Consider the following 18,236-nt stretch of genomic DNA (forward strand, 5'->3'; position numbering starts at 1 on the left):
TGTGTTACCCATTAACTAATAAATACAGTATTAACTTTTATTAGTATTGGTCCAGTCTAGAACTTGTAGCTAGCCTTAAAGTAGGCAAAACGACCTTGGCCACTATGAGCATTTACCGCAAAGCCCATAAAATCATGATAGGCAAAGGGGGGCTTTTCATTGAACAAGTTGGTTGCACCTAGGGTGATGGTTGTATTTTCAATGCCGTAATAATTAACAGAGGCATCCACAGTCACCATAGCATCCAAGGGGGCTAATATGGTGCCATCGGTTTGCACTCTCACAGATTGATCTTGCTGAAACTCAGCAATATAGTTAATCGCGACATTGGCGGTTATATCGTCAAGTGACCAGTCAACAGCCGTTGTCCAGCGAAATTGTGGTTGTTCAAAATCACCTTCTTTAACATTAATACGTTGACCGCCATCGGCATCAGGGCGTTTATCTTCATATTTTAATACGTAGTTAAGAATATATGAAAATCTAAACTCACCCATACCGGTTTCTAAGGCATATCTTATATCTAAATCAATGCCCGTAGTGGTTAAGTCACCGATATTTTGGAAGGAGTCGAAAATGGTGACTACCTCACCAGGATCATTGGCAATATTGGTTGGCAGACGAGTAACTACATTAGGATCATCACCAAAATTACTGAAAACAAATTGAGTATCAGAGTCAATGATGTTCTCAATATCATAGCTATAATAATCAAGAGAAAGCTCTAACGATTCAGTAATGTTATACATTAGACCAAAATTATAACTGGTAGACTCTTCCGGCCCTAAGTCTGGGTTACCTTCAAATATCGCGGTGTATTCTTGAGGTTCACAGGCTTTGTTAACATTACCCACCGCATCACAACGAATAGTATCCACTAAGTTAGGTGACTCATCGGTGCGGCCTAAACCAAGTTGTGAAAGTGATGGCGCTCTAAATGCAGTGCCCCATGAACCACGAATGGCGATGTCATCCGTTGCGCTCCATATAAATGAAACTTTAGGATTGGTGGTGGTGCCAAAGTCGCTGTAATCTTCATAACGTGCCGCTAGTTGTACTTCAAGGCTATCTATAACAGGAATCGCTAATTCTAAAAACATAGCGGTATTATCGCGAGCACCACGGGCAGCAGTGGATTCTGTACCAAATATTTCACCACGCAAGAATTGATCATCCGGATTATCGTTGATGGTTTCTTCGCGATATTCGGCGCCTACCGCGATGAATAATTCACCCGCTGGCAATTCCATAACCGGTCCTGAAATTTTTGCATCATAGGTGCGGTTGGTCGATTTACCCACACGTGTGGTGGTGGTTTCAATATAATCTAAGGCAGCTTGGCTATTTTGTGAGGGTTCAAACGGGTTCCATGAGCCATTATCAATGGATTCTTGTACACGACGTGAGTTAGGGAAACCATCAACACCACGTTCAACCGAGGTGCTCTTGATGTAACTATAGGCCATTTCCCAGTCCCACTCACCCAGTTCACCTTTTAAACCTAGAACCGTACGATAGTAATTGCTGTCCACTTGTTTCATGCGATTACCAATATCTACCATACGACGACGCATGGTTAAGTCTTGCTGATAAAATTCATGGTCAGGCAAGTCGGCCATGGGATGATTCGGGTTATCACCCGCCATAAAGAGTTCATTAAAGCTTGGACTGCCAGCACCTTTTACCGTGGTCTTGGCATTTTGCCCGTTTAATTCAACAAAAGCGCGCATATTATCGTTAATTTCATACTTGCCCATGTAAGTGAAGCTGAAACGTTCTGATGCCGGAATCATGGTCATGTGTGGTGCATAATCGTAGCGACATAAGGTGTCAACAATATCTTCTGGCGCACAAACATCATTGCCAAAGGTGTCGGCCATACGATTGGTTGGATCCGATTTCAGGGCTATGGTACCAGGAATACCCGATGAACTTCTAAAGTCGGTGGCATAAGGGTCGTTAGGTCGCCGCGCTGCTTGGTTAGCGGTACTTGAGTAGCTGCGATCGGCATAAAGGACTTCTTCACGATTAAAATAATCTAAAATAAAGGTATTGCTGGTCTGGTCAGTATGATTACCAAATACCAGGCTGATACTTTGTTCTTTACCACCACCATCGGCGGTATCGCCAATTTTAGCGGATATTTCCATGCCATCAATGTCATCACGCAGGATAATATTGATAACACCGGCGATGGCATCGGAGCCGTAGGTTGCCGAGGCACCATCTTTTAATATATCAACACGCTTTATGGCCGATAAAGGAATATTATTGATATCGACAAAAGCAGTGTCTATTCCCTTAGCAAATGGGCTAACCGATACACGGCGGCCATTGACTAAAATTAGGGTAGAATCAGCGCCTAAACCGCGTAAAGAAACACTAGAACCACCGTTAGCGGTATCATCACTGCTGTTTGCTTGGGTAGAAAAAGTTCCTTGACCCGCTATGGGTAATTTAGCAAATAAACCGATTAAATCGGTAACCCCGGTTTTAGCAATATCCGAGGCGGAAATACTGGTTACCGGTGAGGGTCCGTCCATATTATGGCGTTTTATGTGCGAGCCGGTCACTTCAATTCGTTCTATGTCTTCTTCATCTGCGGCAAAAGCACTTAAGCTTTGTGAAGCTAACAGCGCCGTGGTGATACACAAGGCTAGCGTCTTTTTTTTCATCGTAATAGTGTTTTTAACTTTCATCTTAATATTCCCATTCCATGTTTTTATTATTAATTGTCAAAGCTCTCGCTAGGACTTTAAAACTAACTTTTTGTTATTTAAGGAAAACTATAACAATAAAGTTATATCAAAAAGGTTCATCTAAATAAACCAAATATCATGGTAATGAAAAGGTAAATTGTAAAGAAATTTTTACATCTCGTTGCCAGGCCAGCAAAAACAAATGGGCAAGGTTAATTATAAAATATAACAAAATATAACAGACACCCACTCAAACAGAAATAATTGAGTGGTGCGGGACTGCTTGAATAATGACCAGGTAATGCTTTTTTAGCGTTATTGTGGCTACCGCAAGAAAACAGCACATAAGCTTAGTTGATACCCCTTATTATCAGTGTGTTCGGCGGGAGTTTATTTGTGGTGAAGATAAGCTAACAGGACAAAGTCATGGACATAGGCGAGGGTGGGTCGCCGATAAATTACATACATTAAGTGGCGTTTTTCCTTAGTGGGCCTTAATTTCAGGAAAACCCCTATTTTGTCCGTTGATGTTAATTTCCGTTTCGTCACCACAATTAAAGTGTAATTATACGTGCTACTTATCGGTAAGCCTGTTTTTTAAGATTTTGAGTGGGTGTCTGTTATATTTTGGTGCGTAATCGTGGCATTATTTCAGCGCAAGAAGTGGCCGAGTTTTTTGCTGTTGGTTACGGTCAACGTCAATTACTTGAAATCATCTTAGGCTTATCACAAAAAGTGATGAGCAACTACACCAACCATGTTGCTAGTACGCCACTTGATAAACCATTCCAATAATTCAGTTGGAAAAAATAATTTGCTAACTTGGTTTTACCTGTTAGTAAAAATTACTAGCACCGCCAGCCAGTCAAATAAAAAATAATTGATATTATTTATTGATAATTTTTAGGTGGGTGTCTGCTATATCGCTTTCATGAACTAACTTCCAGATCCTGATACAGAGCAGCCCTTTAAGGACTGCTTTTTAGTCTCTAAAATAGTGTTCTGTTGGAGCAATAAAATCGAATGTAACGTAAAAATCGCTTACAATAACACTTCATTCACCACTCTTGACTTAAACTCAATAAGCGTTAGTTATCTATGTATATCAATCCGGCTTGGCGCATATTAACCATTGGTGATGGCGATTTATCCTTTTCGCATTCATTATTGAAAAATTATCGTCCACACGTTTTAACGGCGACAATTTTTGATGAATACTCCTCATTAAGTGCTAAATATGGGGCGACACATTTGCAGCAATTAGCAGCGCAAGGGTGCAAGGTGCTCACCGGTTTTGATGTAACAAACAATCAAACATGGGGTGAGCTGGGCAAACATCAATATGATGCCGTTTTTTTTCAATTTCCTTTGTTATCTGCGTTTAACTCGGCTGAAGATTTTAAGCAGCAGTGCCTAAATGTCAGTGTAAATACCTTGCACCGCCGGTTATTACGGACTTATCTTTTAAATTGTTTTGATTACTTTTTAGATAGTCATGGCGCACAACTGGCCTTTATTACCTCAAAAGATGTTAAACCCTACCGGCAATGGCATATTGAACAATCGTTAACATTACATAGTGATATTCATTACCTGGGAAGTATGCCCTTTGACATAGAGAAATTTCCTGGCTACAAAATAAGAAATGTTGATCGAGATAAATATGTTAAAGATACTCAAGGCATCACTTATGTATTTAGCCGTCGTATCAGTAGCGAACTTGAGGACAAAATCAGTAAAGCCAATTATCTAGGTGAGGGTTATTGCCCTTATTGTCGAGTGGGTCCCTTTTATACCGAACAAGATAAACAGCATCATCTAGCCAGTAAAAAACATCAGAAAATGGCGCATTTTGAACAACAGTGGTTAGATGATGTAGCGCAGTTTGAACAATAACTCGATAGACTGTTGCATCGAGTTATTGTTATTCAATAAGAATTTGCTCAGTAAGTTAACCTGCAACTCACCAAACACGCCTTTAAACCATGCTGATTGATCGCTTGTATTACTCTTTTTACTTGAATCCAAGGTAGAGAGTTACCAATGTGTAAGGCTCTGTCGTAATTAAGTGTGGCTCAATGTGCAATACTTTGATTTAAGGGGGAGTATTGCTGATGAAATAAAAGTGAGTTTCTCAAGCATGGATGCTTGTGTAGAGCCTCAGGGATGGATGGATGCACGTGTCTCACTTGTTTACTCAACACATACCCAACGGCGGCATAACAATTCAGCATCAATTAACGACGAAAAAGCCTAGGTGTATCTATGTGCAAGACTCTTAGCGTACTAGATGTTCTGTATTTTCCCCTTTGCCATTGGTGTATTTTCTTTGATAAAATGGTCAGTAGTTATTATCGATTACTCAAAGTAATGACCCCCGCATATTAATTAAAATCTAAGGTTTTAATTAATATGGACGACTGCTGCTCTTTGCCTTTTACCGCTTTAACAAAATTATCGGTGGTATTTATTTTTTTTCCGTCGATTTCTACAATACGTTGCATCGGATAAAGCCGCCGCTCTTGTTTCTCCTTCTGGAATTCCTCTGAACTACGTATCCAGCTAAACTGAATGTAAGCAAGAAAAACATATGGTTAGGTTCTAAATGATTATCTTGTTCACTCATTATAACAATTCAAATTCATCTGCATCTAAAAAGGCGGGGAAGTCATCTTTAAATTGCTCAAGTGTGCTGAAATCCAGTTGTGTGGTAATGATTTGTTGTAGATTATCCGCCGCACAAACAATGGTTTCACCGGTAAAATCAATGATAGTGGTGCCACCAGAGTGAGGGGTATTGCTACCGTCTGCACCTATACGATTCACGCCAACAACAAAGCATTGATTCTCCATTGCTCGTGCTTTTAATAAGGTATCCCAGACATGTTGTCGCGCAGCAGGCCAATTAGCGACATTGATCATAAGGTCGTAATCTTGGCGATTTCTACACCAAACGGGAAAGCGTAAATCATAACAAACCAAGGGCAGTATTTTGATGCCGTTAATGGTGATTACTTTTCTATTGTTGCCTGGTTCAACATGGTCTTGCTCTTTACCTAAACGAAATAAATGACGTTTGTCGTAATGTTCAACCGTGCCATCAGCAAACACCCAATAAAAACGGTTCACTTTTTTATCGTTGTGGCTCACTAAAACACTGCCAGCTACTACGCAGTTATATTGTCGTGCTATTTTCTTTAGCCAGGCTAACGCAAGGCCGCCATCTTCGGGCTCTTGTACCTCGCTTTTATTAATACAAAAACCGGTCGAAAAGGTTTCTGGTAGCAATAATAAGTCGGCAGCAGCATGGTCAGTAAAGTGATTTTCAATAAGCTGTGCTAAGTCATTAAAATTGGCTGGTTGATCTAACCACTGAATATCGTATTGTACTGCGGCTATGGTTAAAGTTGACATAATATTTCCGCGGCTTTAAGTAAAGTGTCGTCATTTTTAGCAAAACAGAGTCGGATCACTTTATTGTTCTGCTGATAGGCTGGCCTTTGCTCTGCTGGATAAAATGGGCTGAGTGGAATGGCGGCAACACCTATTTCCTTGGTTAACCACTGACAAAATTCACGGTCATTGAGTGGTGATATTGCCGAATAATCCAATAATAAGAAATAAGTACCTTTCGAGGGCAGTAGGGTAAACCGAGAGTCTTGCAGTGCATTAATGAGCACATCTCTTTTTTGTTGATAGAAACTTGCTAGCTCGGTGATATGCGCTGGTTGCGCTTTTAACATTTGTGCAATGGCAATTTGTGCCGGGGTAAAAGAGCAAAAGGTCACGAATTGATGAATTTTTCTAAATTCAGCGGTAAGCTCATCGGGTGCGATGCAATAACCCATTTTCCAGCCAGTACAATGAAAGGTTTTACCAAAACTAGAGACGACAAAGGCGCGTTTAAACAACTCAGGGTAACGTAAAACACTCTCATGGCGTAAACCGTCAAAGGTCATATGCTCATATACTTCGTCGCTGATGACATACAAATTATATTGCTCAACCAAGCATTGTAAGGCACTAAGATCGGCTTGACTCAATATTGAGCCGGTTGGATTGTGTGGGCTGTTGATAATAATCGCGCGTGTTTTGGCATTAATGTTTTGTTCTACTACGGCCCAGTTTATGGCATAACTTGGCGCATCCAGGGTGATATGACGACAAATGCCTCCCGCTAGTTCAACGGCAGGCTCATAAGAGTCGTAGGCGGGGTCAAAAATTATTACTTCATCACCTGGGCTAACTAGGGTTTGTATCGCGACCCATAATGCTTCGGTAGCGCCCGAGGTAATAGTAACGTTGTTTAGCCCATCGATCTTTTGTTCATCGGCTAAATGCACTTGATACTGCCTATGCACCATGTTGGCAATTTCAGTTAACAGCTCAGGCAAACCGTTTGATGGTGAGTATTGATTCTTGCCTTCAGAGATGGCTTGATTAATTTTATCTTTCAAAAAAGCAGGCGGTTCAAATTCAGGAAAGCCTTGCGATAAATTAATGGCTTGATACTGATTAGCCATTACCGACATTTCAGTGAAAATACTGGTCTCTACATGAGGTAGTTTACTGGTAAAAGAAGATGACACTAAAGACGCCCTTATTTTTTTAGTAGTAAATGTTTAGGTGAAATAGTTTAACTGGCTACCGTTTAAATGGAAATCGCTTAAGTGGCGATTACTTAAATAAGGTTCAAGGGGTTTTGTAAATAGACAGTGAACCGATCAATCAATGTTATGACTAACGGCTTATTAGTTCAATCGTTATCCGCTGTTAATCGATAACGGCACAAAGTTAACCTTCAGTTTTTTCCGAGTAGAGCTAGGGGACCCCCCTTTTACGGTTGTCACTACTGCCACGCTAAGCAGCCAATAGACCCGCTTCATTTTCTGTCTTTATGGCGTGTAACTAATTTGTTACATGAGGTCGCAGCTTTAACTCGAAGAACTAATGAAAAACTGCACAAAGTTACATAAGATACCGTGATAATAATATAGGGAACTATGATGAAAGTTAAGATGAAAAATAAGATGAAAAAGAAATATTTGGCGGCCGTAATAGCCGCAAGTTTAACGTTATCCGCCTGCATGGCAACCACTGACGCTGACTCTAGCACTAGCGCGTCAATACAATCATCTGCAAATGAAGCCAATAAAGTCTTTAGCCAAAAATACTTATTCAAAAAATTAGCGAATGGTTTAAGTGTATTAGTGGTGAGAACTGACTATCCAGATCTTGTTTCCGTACAAATCCCGGTGTCAGTTGGCTCTCGCGATGAAGATGAAGTGGGTAAAACCGGCTTTGCACATTTCTTTGAGCATATGATGTTTAAAGGCTCAGAAAAATTTCCACAAGATGTTTATTCTGATTTATTTAAAAATGCCGGTGTTGATAATGGTGCTTACACAACCAACGATTACACCAATTATCATTTAGATTTTTCTAAAGCACATTTAGATAAAGTATTAGAAATTCAAGCGGATCACTTTAAAAACCTTAGCTACACAGCGGCACAATTCAAAACTGAAGCGTTAACGGTAAAAGGTGAATACTTAAAAAACAATGCTAGCCCCATTCGAAAGCTACTAGTGGCTGTGCGAAAAGAAGCATTTGAAAGTCATACCTATAAACATACGACCATGGGCTTCTTTGAAGATGTAGAAGCAATGCCTGAGCAAATGGCTTATGGTGAAAAGTTCTTTAATCAGTTTTATAAGCCTGAATATGTTTCTATAGTGATTGTTGGTGATGTTGAGCCACAAGCCACAATGGCTATGGTAGAGAAACATTGGGGCAGTTGGCAAAAAGGTGATTTTGTTAATGAAATCGCGCCAGAGCCAAAGCAAACAGCAGCAAAGTATGTTCATGAACAGTTTGATGGTTTACCTGGTCATTGGTTATTAGTTTCTTATAAAGGCTCTGATTGGCAACCGAAGGAAAAAGATCGCGCCGCTTTAGATTTAATTGCTGAATTGTATTTTTCAAAAAACTCAGTATTGTATCAAGAGCTAGTGGTAGATAAGCAATTGGCGAGCAAAATGTTTAACTACAATCCTGAAACAAAAGATGCTGGCTTACGTCATGTATTCATCAAAGTGAATGAAGAAAAAGATTTAGCGATTGTCCGTGATGCCGTGAATCGTACTTATGCGCAAGCTCGTACTGAGCTGGTTTCAGCCGAAAAGCTTGATAACTTAAAATCCAATTTAAAATATAGCTTTGTCAATAAGTTAGATTCTTCCGAGTCTATCGCTTCTACACTTGCCAGTTATATGCACTTTGATCGTGATCCAGAAACGATTAACCACCTATATAATAGCTTTGATAAGATATCGGCTGAAGATATCAAAGACATCGCCAATCAATATTTTGTCGATGAAAACCGCACTACAGTGACGTTATCAGCATTAGATAAAATTGCTGGCTTTGCAGAAGAAGTTGACTTAAACGGCGCGGTGGCAAAAATCGAGATGAACAAGGCTCACCCTAGTGCGCCGCTGTTTTCGGTCTTAGATAAAACGAATGACTCGCCGTTGATTGATATTAACTTCCTGTTTTATACTGGTGCGGCAGCAGATCCAGTCGGTAAGAAAGGTGTGGCGGCATTGACCGCGCGCATGTTAACCCAAGGAGGTTCACAAACGCGTAGCTATAAAGACATTCAGCAAGGTCTATACCCTTTAGCCGGACAGTTTTCGTCTCAGCTTGATAAAGAAATGATGTCGTTTACCGGTCGTGTTCACAAAGACAATGCCAGCCAGTGGTATCAATTGATCAGTGATCAATTATTGAATCCGGGTTGGCGTGAAGAAGATTTTAAACGTCTGAAAAAAGAGTTAATTGAGGGCATTAAATCAGGGCTTAAATCTTCTAATGATGAAGAGTTAGGCAAAGAGGTGCTTTATAGCAAGTTGTATCAGGGCCATGTTTATGAAAACTATAATAATGGTGATTTGTCTGACTTAGCAGCACTCACCATTGAAGATGTTAAAACCTTCTACAGCACACAACTTACCCAAGCTAAATTACATTTGGGTATTACTGGCGCTATGCCGAGTGCTTTAAAAGCCCAGTTAATCTCCGACTTAACCGCTTTACCTGTTGGTGATGAAAAACGCTTAATTATTGCCAAAGCACCGATTTTAAAAGGTCATCATGCGACAATTGTAGAAAAGAATGCGCAATCAACCGCAGTATCTTTTGGTTTCCCCATCGATACAATCCGCAGTGACAAAGATTGGGCCGCGCTTTGGTTAGTGCGTTCATATTTTGGTGAACACCGTAGCTCTAACAGCTACTTGTATCAACAAATACGTCAAGCACGTGGTATGAACTATGGTGATTATTCTTATATTGAATATTTCCCACGTGGTATGTATCAAACTAAGCCTGATGCAAACCTAGGCCGTTCAAGCCAAATTTTTCAAATTTGGTTACGTCCTTTACGTTCAAATAATGATGCGCATTTCGCCACACGTGCCGCTATATATGAGTTGGATAAACTGATTAAAAATGGCATGAGCGAAAAAGACTTTCAGGCAACACGTAATTATTTAACTAACTATGCTCCGCAATTAGTGGCTAGCCAAGACCAGCAGTTAGGTTATGCACTTGACAGTGAGTTTTATCAAACAGAAGAGTTTGTTAAGTACGTACGTGGTGAGTTTGCCAAACTATCATTAGCTGATGTCAATCGTGTTATTAAAGAGAACTTACAAACTGATGATATTCATTATGTTTTCATTTCAAGTGATGCTAAAGATATGAAGAAACGTTTGTTGTCTGAACAAGTATCACCGTTAACATATAACAGTGAAAAACCGGCCGAGCTTTTAGCTACCGATAAAATTATCGAAAGTTACCCGTTAACGCTACCGGCGAAAAATGTTGAAGTTATTGCGGTAGACAAGGTGTTTAAATAAGCCTTTAGTTAAGGTTTTAAACTAAGCTTTTAAATAAGTCCTAACCATAACTCAGTATTCAACTGACTGGACTACCCAGACGTTAATAAAACACCACGCTTGCCGTGGTGTTTTTGTTTTTAATAGACGGGAAAAATGGCGGCAGAGTAAATTTAATTGATTGCTCGCTGTGGTGACAGAATGCAAACTTCACGCTAAATATGAAGCGACTAAACCAGAGTAGGCGTGGTCATTCGCCGCTTTGATGTAGTCGCCACCGAAGCGGTGCAATTATCAATAAAAAGATAAATATAAAAGGCTGGCACGCCCTGAAATCAAGCTTGACTGAGATCTTGTCTTTTCTAATACTTTAGTTGAATTTATTGCTAATAATCATAGGTTATTCATTTGAAAGCAACGCCTATTTATCTTGGTGTTTCGGACTTTAATGTTGCGATAATAACGCGATGTAAAAAGTTCATGTAATGTTACTAATGCTATGTTTAATGTTTCGAGCAAATAAGTGGCTGCGGTTATATTTGTCTATTTTTACACTATAAAAAAACCAATAACAGCTTATTGGTTTTTAGTCGTAATAGACAATATAACTCAGCTTTCGCTGAGGTTTAGTTAAGCGTTAGCTCTTGCCGCTTCAACAGTATTTTTTAATAGGCAAGCAATCGTCATTGGCCCTACGCCGCCGGGCACGGGTGTTATTGCACCACAAACCTTTTCAACGGCAGCAAAGTCAACATCACCAACAAGTTTACCCTTGCCATTCTCATCTTCAATACGGTTAATTCCAACATCAATAACGGTTGCTCCTTTTTTAACCCAACTTGCTTGAACAAAATTCGGACGCCCAACCGCGGCTATTAAAATATCCGCTTGTCGACAAATTTCAGCTAAGTTCTTAGTGCGTGAGTGGGTAATAGTTACCGTACAGTGCTCTTGTAAAAGTAATAAAGCTACCGGCTTACCGACAATATTTGAACGGCCAATAACGACGGCATGCAGGCCTGATAAATCTTCACCTAAATGCTTTTTCGCCAAAATAAGACAACCTTGTGGTGTACAAGGAACTAATGCGCCTTTTTCTCCATTGAGTAAACGGCCAGAGTTCAGGGCATGAAAGCCATCGACATCTTTATGAGGAGCAATGGCAGCAATGATGACACTTTCATCAATATGTTTAGGTAAGGGTAACTGCACTAAAATACCATGTACGCTGTTATCATTATTTAATTGCTCAAGCTGTTCAAGCAATTGTTCTTGAGTGGTATCAACTGCTAATTTAATTTCACTTGAAATCATGCCAACTTCACGAGTTTGCTTAACCTTATTACGAACATAAATTTGACTGGCAGGATCTTCCCCCACCAAAACAACCGTTAAACTCGGGGTAATATTTTTGTCTTTTTTAAGTTGTGCTACTTCAATCGCCAATGTTTTTCGTAAATCGGCTGCAGCTTGTTTACCATCAATAATCATAGGTTGTTCACTTGTTTAAAAGTTGGAATAATAAAATATATGGGGTCAGAGTAAAATAAAAGTAAGTTTATCCGAGGCCAATTAAGTCGGGACAAGAATTTGGGGGTATTTTACAGTGATATAAGTAGAAACGTTAGTAGAATAACGGTGGTCAGAGTAAATTAAAATAATTTGAAGTCAAATCACTTTTAATAGATATTAACTGTAATTTAAATTTATGCCAGATAACGATGTTTAAAATAATAAAATCAACAGTACTACTTTTTTTAGCCGTTTCATTCGGCTATTTATTAGTGTCTCCATCAGCTATGAGTGCCGATACCAAAACAGCATTAGATATCAACGAACAGAACATAGTTAAACAAGTTGCATTAGGCTTGGGGCAAGCACTTACAGACATTGAGCAAGCGGTAAATATAAATAGTGGTTCGATGAACTTTAAAGGGGTAAAACAGGTCGGTTTATTGGCTAAGCAACAACTTTCAGCCATAGGCTTTGACGTACAATGGCTCGATGGCAGTGCCTTTAATCGTGCGGGTCATATTTTAGCGACTCACCAAAGTCACAATGAAAACGCCATTAAAATTTTAATGATCGGTCATTTAGATACTGTGTTTGCCAAAAATGATGATTTTCAAAAGTTTAAAATGCTCAGTAAAACACAAGCTGCCGGTCCAGGTGTTGCAGATATGAAAGGCGGTAATACCATTATCATCTCTGCGATGCGGGCATTAAAAAAACTTAATTTACTTGATAATGTCAGTATAAAAGTGCTATTAACCGGCGATGAAGAAAGCAGTGGTCGGCCTTTATCTTTATCAAAACAAGCCATAGTCGATGGTGCTATTTGGGCTGACATTGCCTTGGGTTTTGAAAATGGTGATAACAATATTAATACCGGCATGGCAGCACGTAGAGGTTATACCGGATGGACTTTAAACGTTGAGGGCAAACCAGCACACTCGTCGCAAATATTTAATGATGAAGTTGGTTATGGTGCAATTTATGAAACCGCGCGTATTTTAGAAGCTTTTAGAGCCCAGCTGGAACAAGAAGAAAACCTGACTTTTAATCCAGGCATGATCATAGGTGGTACTAGTATAGATTTTGATGTCGCTAAATCATCAGGCTCGGCCTTTGGTAAAAGTAATGTTATTGCCCAAAAAGCCAAAGTGAAAGGGGATTTAAGAGCCCTTTCAAACAAGCAGCTAAAAAGTGCTAAACAAACCATGCAAAACATTGTTAAAAATAACTTAAACCACACTCAAGCTGAGCTGATTTTTTCCGTGGGTTATCCACCTATGGCTCTCACCCAAGGTAACTTAGACTTATTGGCGCAATATAGCCAAGTCAGTCAAGACTTAGGCTATAACGTGGTAAAACCGGCAAACCCACGAAAAGCAGGCGCAGCCGATATTTCATTTGCAGCGGAACATGTTGATATGTCACTTGATGGTTTAGGGTTAATGGGCTCAGGAGCACATACTAAAAACGAAGTTGCTGATCTCACCACGTTAAATAAAAATATTGAAAAAACGGCAATTTTGATTTATCGTTTGGCTAAAAAAGCAGCTAAACAAAAATAACCTTTCATTTTCGATGAGTTTACTGACGTCTAAAAGTAAACTCATCGAAGACATCAAGCTCAAATAAAACCTACCTAACAATGGCCTTGATTGGCATACTTGCCCATTACTTCCCGCTTAATTTCTGCCCTTAACTTCGGTCTCTTTTATGACGAGTACGATTCAATGGGATATACCTTGTTAATAATCAAAAAAGCTTCTATTAAATTTCTATAATGGCAAATTATAGATTTATTATAAGACTATTTTTACTAACCTTGCTTCAATCGAGTTAAATAAATCGCAGTAAGCGTAGCGATTACATTTAAAACAACAATTGAAGGAAGTATTCATGCGAAAATTATTTTCACCCTTATTAATGGCGACTACATTATGTTCTCCGGCACTTATTGCTGCAGAGTTTTTACAAAGTATCAAACAAGCAATGTCGTCATATATTCGTACCGACAAAGAAAAAGCTCGAGATAGCAACCGAAAACCGGTAGAAACGTTGCAGTTTTTCGGCATAAAAGATGATATGAGGGTCTTAGAATTGGTTCCTGGCGGCGGGTGGTACACAAAGTTACTGGCACCAGCACTGCGCGATAACGGACAATTTTATTTAAGCCTTGGTACTAAAAGGCTTAAAGAGTCACTGTTGAAAAATAATCCTTTTGATAAAGTTAAGTTAGTTGGTAGTGAAGGTTATGACTTTGAGAATCTTAACTTTAATTTAAATGACCTCGATGCGGTATTAACATTTCGGAACTACCATAATTTTGATGAAAATGAACGTGTCAGCGTAAATAAAGCGGCTTATAATGCATTAAAACCTGGCGGAATTTATGGTGTAGTGGATCATACGCGCAGACATATGCAAAAGAAGAATGATGAAAATGGTCGTCGCTTTGACCCTGTGCTTGCCATTAAAGAAATTCAACAAGCGGGTTTTGTTTTAGTGGATTACTCTAGCTTACATTACAAATCAGATGACGAATTACGTTATGAAGTTGGACGAAAAACCGTCCGAGGTAACTCCGATCGTTTCACGCTATTATTCAAAAAGCCAGAATAGGCTGTTGTACTAGTCATTTAAGGTACTAAAAGTAATAAAGCTAATAAATGGCCTCAAAGGTGGTTTTACTTTGCTGCCATTATTCACAATATAAATCGTCGTATTATTGAGCTGGGTCTAGGTATTTTTTTTCAGAAAAATTCTCAGCTAAAAAAAATTGTAAGCCAGCTAATTGTTTATCGGAGAACCATTTTTTGTGTGCTTGGTAATAGTCTTTAGTTTGATGGATTTTGGCTAATATTTTATTAATATCGTTAATTAGCTCTTGGCCCAATTCACTTTTTGAACAGTTGAAATGTGCAATAAGGTAAGGGGGTGCATCAGCAATGGTGTATTGCTCTAGTAAGGGTTTTTGTGTTTCATTTGGAGTTATATTTACAGGTAAGGCGAGGACAAAATCAACGCGCGATTTATATAACATCGACGCTAGTGCCACTACTCGCTGATTGCCGCCACGGTAATAGATATTTGCTGGATTTATTTGTTTTATTTGCTGGTCAAGAAAATTACCAAAAGAGACATCCTGCGCAACACCCATAGTCTGTGCTGGTAATGTTTTAAAGACACTGGCAAGATCTTTGATTTCACCCTTGGTATTAAATAATTGACTAGGTAAAGCAGACTTTTGATTAAAGCGGTAAAGTTTATGGGTCAGGTAAAAGCTTTGTGGATCTGAAAAGAGTGAATATTCTCTACGCTCTTGTGTATTCGCTCTATTGGCGACACAGACATTATCTTTGCTGCTTAGTGTTTTAATTATTCGGGGTGCTGTTACTCGTACTATTCGAACATCATATTGTGGTGATTTTTTTAATTGTTGAATGATTAAATTTTCAATATAAGAAGCGGTTGACGTTTCAGCAGAATTTTTAGCTAATAGATCTATATTTTCAATCTTGTCTTCTACTAACCAAAGGATTTCTTTCTTGCTCACCTGATCATTTATTGGCTCACTTTGCGCCGTGGCACTATAAGTAACGCTGTAAAGAACGCCAATAAAAACAGTAAAGCTAATGAATGAGGCTAGCATTGGTGGTGAGGGAAATAGCTTCAAGGAAAAATCTCTTTTGAGTAAAAAAACAAGCTAATTCTAACTGTATTTTATTTAATAAAATAGCTTTCATCGCTGCAAACATATAAATATAAATCGTTGCATAAGTCACTTATCTACCCATGTTAACTCAAAAATAAATCACCTTATTGTTTTATTAGATTGTAGGGAAACAGTGAGTTCTCTTGAACTACATGCGGAACGTTCATGAGCAACATATTTACCTTACTTCGAGTACTGGCATTGCTCATCGGTTAGCAAACAGGGGTGTTTTACCCATTTAAAAAGCTCCTACATATATAGATGAGGAGCTTTTTATAAGGAGTGTTTTTAACCGTAAACAGTTAAGTTATTGGCGGACAACCTTGAACAAGCATAGCAACAGTGGCTGCAGATTTTATATTTTCGTAATATGAGCTAGCATCCGTTTCAGCGCTTGGCGCAATCACTAATCCTGACATCACCGCGATTTGCTTAAGCGTAGCAAAAGAAGTTTTGTCTGCCTCATAAGCAGCCAATGCGCTGGTTATTTGTCCACAAGAATAACTATTAGCCAAGCCTTTTGAATAAGCGCTTTGCAACTCTGTTGCGCTTTGGCATGCTGATAATACGATGATCATTAAAACTGAAAGTAAATATTTCATAGTTAATTACTCTGTAATTGGTAACAGAGTGATTTCTACTCTTCTATTAAGCTCTTTACCCGCTTTAGTCGCATTACTGGCTACTGGCTGAGTTTCACCAAAGCCAACTCTCTCTATTCTATCAGTGATAACACCAGCACCAATTAGGTAGGTAGAAACTGACTGCGCACGACGTTCAGACAAACGTTGATTAAGTGCATTCGAGCCCGAGCTATCTGTATGGCCAGCTACCACTATCAAGGTTTTGTCGAATTCTTGTAACACTAAAACAACTGAATCTAATACCGATAAAAAGCTTTGTTCAATATTAGTATTACCGGAAGAAAAGGTAATATTGCTCGGCATAATAAGGTTGATGTTATCTCCGTCACGCTCAACGCTAACGCCTGAACCACGTAATTGTTTTCTTAATTTAGCTTCTTGGCTATCCATGTAGAAACCAATGCCACCACCAATCGCAGCGCCACCGGCTGCCGCTTGTAAAATTCTACGATTTCTTTTACTAATATCGTCTTCATTTTTGTTGGCTAAATAGGCAGCTACTGCGGCCACACTAGCACCAATACCAGCGCCTTTGGCGGTATTACTGACTTTTTCCTCACCAGTATATGGGTCAAAAGTCGAACAGCCTGTTAGGGCAAGACACGTCATTAGCGGGATAGTAAATAATTTCATTTTTTTTCCTTAAAAAGTGTTTTATGGGTTTGGGGTTTGAATATGGTGCTTTAGCATAACTGCCATCATATTTTTAACGCTAGCTTTTTCAGATTCATCGCTCATACTTTTCGGTAACAGAGTAGAGGATAAATAGTAAAAAGACTTTAAATTATGGGCAAAGCTAACGGTATGAAGATAACAGTAGGTAATAAAACGGCGATTATATGTGTCTGGACTTGCCCATGTCCAGATGTATTTATCTTTAATTATCTTGGCTATGGCTATGACTATGGCTATGAGTTCTTGAGGCGAATAACCGTTGTTTTACAGCTTTTAGCTGTTTGACCCGTATTATTTATTTTTAAACTGGAAGGAAAATACCAACCCTTAACGTTAACACCGAAATATCAATGAGTACCCTGATGAAGAATAGAAACTTTTACTGTCCGAAATATAGTCAGATTAATACTTAAGTTATACTTCATCAGGCCGATACTTTTTATATAGGCGTTGAAAAATTAAGGTAGATATTATGAGTTCACCAATTAACCCAAATGCGACATTTAACCAAGATGTGCGTTCCTTAGCAAAAGCGCAGGATAAAAAAGAGCATGGTGCTATGGGACAGCAGGTATCGGAGCTTGCCAATAAGAAAAATATGGCCGAAGTACCAGAGTCTATTTATCTCAGCCAGAAAAAAAAACTTAATGCGGCGATTATAGAATCATCGCTGAAATTCAGCAAAACAGTCGGTGACCGGCCATTGTCACTGCTGTTAAAAACCGCCTTGCAGGGAATAAACGAAGCCCTTAAAGAGAGAGGGGTTGAGACTAGTGTTGAAGATGCTTATAAGTCGGGCATTGATTTTAGTCCAGAAGCAACAGCAGAACGTATTGTTGCCTTTAGCACGCAGTTCTTGGCTTCTTATCGAAAGCAGCATCCTCAAATGAATGAAGAGGAGTCATTAACTGCCTTTGTTGATATTATTCGTGCTGGCATCGAACAAGGTTTTGCTGAAGCCAAAGATATACTCGGTGGTTTAAAAGTATTAGCGGGAGATATTGCCCATAATATTGATAAAACCTACGAGTTAGTTCAACAAGGATTAAAGTATTTTGTCGATTCTTTTAGTAAGAAAGAGGAAGAGTAACTT

Annotated in this window: 13 protein-coding genes and 1 pseudogene; 7 read left to right on the forward strand and 7 right to left on the reverse strand. The window is 39.1% G+C overall.

The features are described 5' to 3' along the window. Positions 1 to 56 precede the first annotated feature (56 nt). Complete coding sequence (locus tag ASU03_RS04965; RefSeq protein ID WP_057831003.1) at positions 57 to 2,675, reverse strand: TonB-dependent receptor; 2,619 nt, start codon at positions 2,673 to 2,675, stop codon at positions 57 to 59. A 344-nt stretch (positions 2,676 to 3,019) separates the two neighbouring features. On the opposite strand from ASU03_RS04965, the gene ASU03_RS19725 reads away from it, so the two are divergent. From ASU03_RS19725 to ASU03_RS04975, 3 genes and pseudogenes are all read left to right on the forward strand, one after another. After that, positions 3,020 to 3,187, forward strand: a complete 168-nt coding sequence (locus ASU03_RS19725; RefSeq protein WP_082627146.1) for a Type I secretion system protein TolC — start codon at positions 3,020 to 3,022, stop codon at positions 3,185 to 3,187. Between the two features lie 139 nt (positions 3,188 to 3,326). Further along, positions 3,327 to 3,494 (forward strand): annotated as a pseudogene (locus tag ASU03_RS04970) (carboxymuconolactone decarboxylase family protein); the annotation flags it as partial. Positions 3,495 to 3,797: 303 nt separating this feature from the next. Then, entirely contained in the window at positions 3,798 to 4,595 is a 798-nt protein-coding gene (locus ASU03_RS04975) for a Rossmann-like fold-containing protein (protein ID WP_057830750.1), read from the forward strand. Between the two features lie 729 nt (positions 4,596 to 5,324). On the opposite strand, the gene ASU03_RS04980 is transcribed toward ASU03_RS04975, so the two are convergent. Beyond that, on the reverse strand, positions 5,325 to 6,113 hold the full coding sequence (locus ASU03_RS04980) for an amidohydrolase (RefSeq protein WP_057830751.1): 789 nt from the start codon (positions 6,111 to 6,113) through the stop codon (positions 5,325 to 5,327). Continuing rightward, entirely contained in the window at positions 6,101 to 7,231 is a 1,131-nt protein-coding gene (locus ASU03_RS04985; RefSeq protein ID WP_057831004.1) for a methionine aminotransferase, read from the reverse strand. The genes ASU03_RS04980 and ASU03_RS04985 overlap by 13 nt, the downstream gene beginning before the upstream one ends. Before the next feature lie 498 nt (positions 7,232 to 7,729). On the opposite strand from ASU03_RS04985, the gene ASU03_RS04990 reads away from it, so the two are divergent. Next, complete coding sequence (locus ASU03_RS04990) at positions 7,730 to 10,621, forward strand: M16 family metallopeptidase (protein ID WP_057831005.1); 2,892 nt, start codon at positions 7,730 to 7,732, stop codon at positions 10,619 to 10,621. A gap of 609 nt (positions 10,622 to 11,230) precedes the next feature. On the opposite strand, the gene folD is transcribed toward ASU03_RS04990, so the two are convergent. Further along, positions 11,231 to 12,091, reverse strand: coding sequence for a bifunctional methylenetetrahydrofolate dehydrogenase/methenyltetrahydrofolate cyclohydrolase FolD (folD, locus tag ASU03_RS04995; RefSeq protein ID WP_057830752.1), 861 nt, complete (start codon positions 12,089 to 12,091; stop codon positions 11,231 to 11,233). A gap of 230 nt (positions 12,092 to 12,321) precedes the next feature. Between folD and ASU03_RS05000 the strand changes: the two genes are divergently transcribed. Next, positions 12,322 to 13,677 carry a M20/M25/M40 family metallo-hydrolase gene (locus tag ASU03_RS05000; protein WP_082627148.1) on the forward strand — a complete coding sequence of 452 codons (1,356 nt, stop codon included), beginning with the start codon at positions 12,322 to 12,324 and terminating at the stop codon, positions 13,675 to 13,677. A 331-nt stretch (positions 13,678 to 14,008) separates the two neighbouring features. Beyond that, entirely contained in the window at positions 14,009 to 14,731 is a 723-nt protein-coding gene (locus tag ASU03_RS05005) for a class I SAM-dependent methyltransferase (protein WP_057830753.1), read from the forward strand. 103 nt (positions 14,732 to 14,834) lie between these two features. Here ASU03_RS05005 and ASU03_RS05010 read toward each other — a convergent pair whose 3' ends face one another. The 3 genes from ASU03_RS05010 to ASU03_RS05020 all read right to left on the reverse strand — a co-directional run bounded on the left by ASU03_RS05010 (position 14,835) and on the right by ASU03_RS05020 (position 17,101). Further along, positions 14,835 to 15,785 (reverse strand): transporter substrate-binding domain-containing protein, encoded by a 951-nt coding sequence (locus tag ASU03_RS05010; RefSeq protein ID WP_231731490.1) that lies wholly within the window; start codon positions 15,783 to 15,785, stop codon positions 14,835 to 14,837. A gap of 341 nt (positions 15,786 to 16,126) precedes the next feature. Next, complete coding sequence (locus ASU03_RS05015) at positions 16,127 to 16,426, reverse strand: hypothetical protein (protein WP_057830755.1); 300 nt, start codon at positions 16,424 to 16,426, stop codon at positions 16,127 to 16,129. Between the two features lie 6 nt (positions 16,427 to 16,432). Further along, positions 16,433 to 17,101 carry an OmpA family protein gene (locus ASU03_RS05020; protein WP_057830756.1) on the reverse strand — a complete coding sequence of 223 codons (669 nt, stop codon included), beginning with the start codon at positions 17,099 to 17,101 and terminating at the stop codon, positions 16,433 to 16,435. Between the two features lie 514 nt (positions 17,102 to 17,615). Between ASU03_RS05020 and ASU03_RS05025 the strand changes: the two genes are divergently transcribed. Continuing rightward, entirely contained in the window at positions 17,616 to 18,233 is a 618-nt protein-coding gene (locus ASU03_RS05025; protein WP_057830757.1) for a DUF5610 domain-containing protein, read from the forward strand. Positions 18,234 to 18,236: the final 3 nt, after the last annotated feature.

The organism is Colwellia sp. TT2012 (assembly GCF_001440345.1).
In the GTDB taxonomy this organism is placed as follows: Bacteria; Pseudomonadota; Gammaproteobacteria; order Enterobacterales; family Alteromonadaceae; genus Colwellia.

Bases quoted from the DNA above. Each gene is read 5' to 3' on its own strand.
- folD (WP_057830752.1), bottom strand. From the start codon at position 12,091: ATGATTATTGATGGTAAACAAGCTGCAGCCGATTTACGAAAAACATTG.
- ASU03_RS04980 (WP_057830751.1), bottom strand. From the start codon at position 6,113: ATGTCAACTTTAACCATAGCCGCAGTACAATACGATATTCAGTGGTTA.
- ASU03_RS04975 (WP_057830750.1), top strand. From the start codon at position 3,798: ATGTATATCAATCCGGCTTGGCGCATATTAACCATTGGTGATGGCGAT.
- ASU03_RS05005 (WP_057830753.1), top strand. From the start codon at position 14,009: ATGCGAAAATTATTTTCACCCTTATTAATGGCGACTACATTATGTTCT.
- ASU03_RS04965 (WP_057831003.1), bottom strand. From the start codon at position 2,675: ATGAAAAAAAAGACGCTAGCCTTGTGTATCACCACGGCGCTGTTAGCT.
- ASU03_RS04990 (WP_057831005.1), top strand. From the start codon at position 7,730: ATGAAAAAGAAATATTTGGCGGCCGTAATAGCCGCAAGTTTAACGTTA.
- ASU03_RS05025 (WP_057830757.1), top strand. From the start codon at position 17,616: ATGAGTTCACCAATTAACCCAAATGCGACATTTAACCAAGATGTGCGT.
- ASU03_RS05015 (WP_057830755.1), bottom strand. From the start codon at position 16,426: ATGAAATATTTACTTTCAGTTTTAATGATCATCGTATTATCAGCATGC.
- ASU03_RS05020 (WP_057830756.1), bottom strand. From the start codon at position 17,101: ATGAAATTATTTACTATCCCGCTAATGACGTGTCTTGCCCTAACAGGC.
- ASU03_RS05000 (WP_082627148.1), top strand. From the start codon at position 12,322: ATGTTTAAAATAATAAAATCAACAGTACTACTTTTTTTAGCCGTTTCA.
- ASU03_RS04985 (WP_057831004.1), bottom strand. From the start codon at position 7,231: ATGTCGGTAATGGCTAATCAGTATCAAGCCATTAATTTATCGCAAGGC.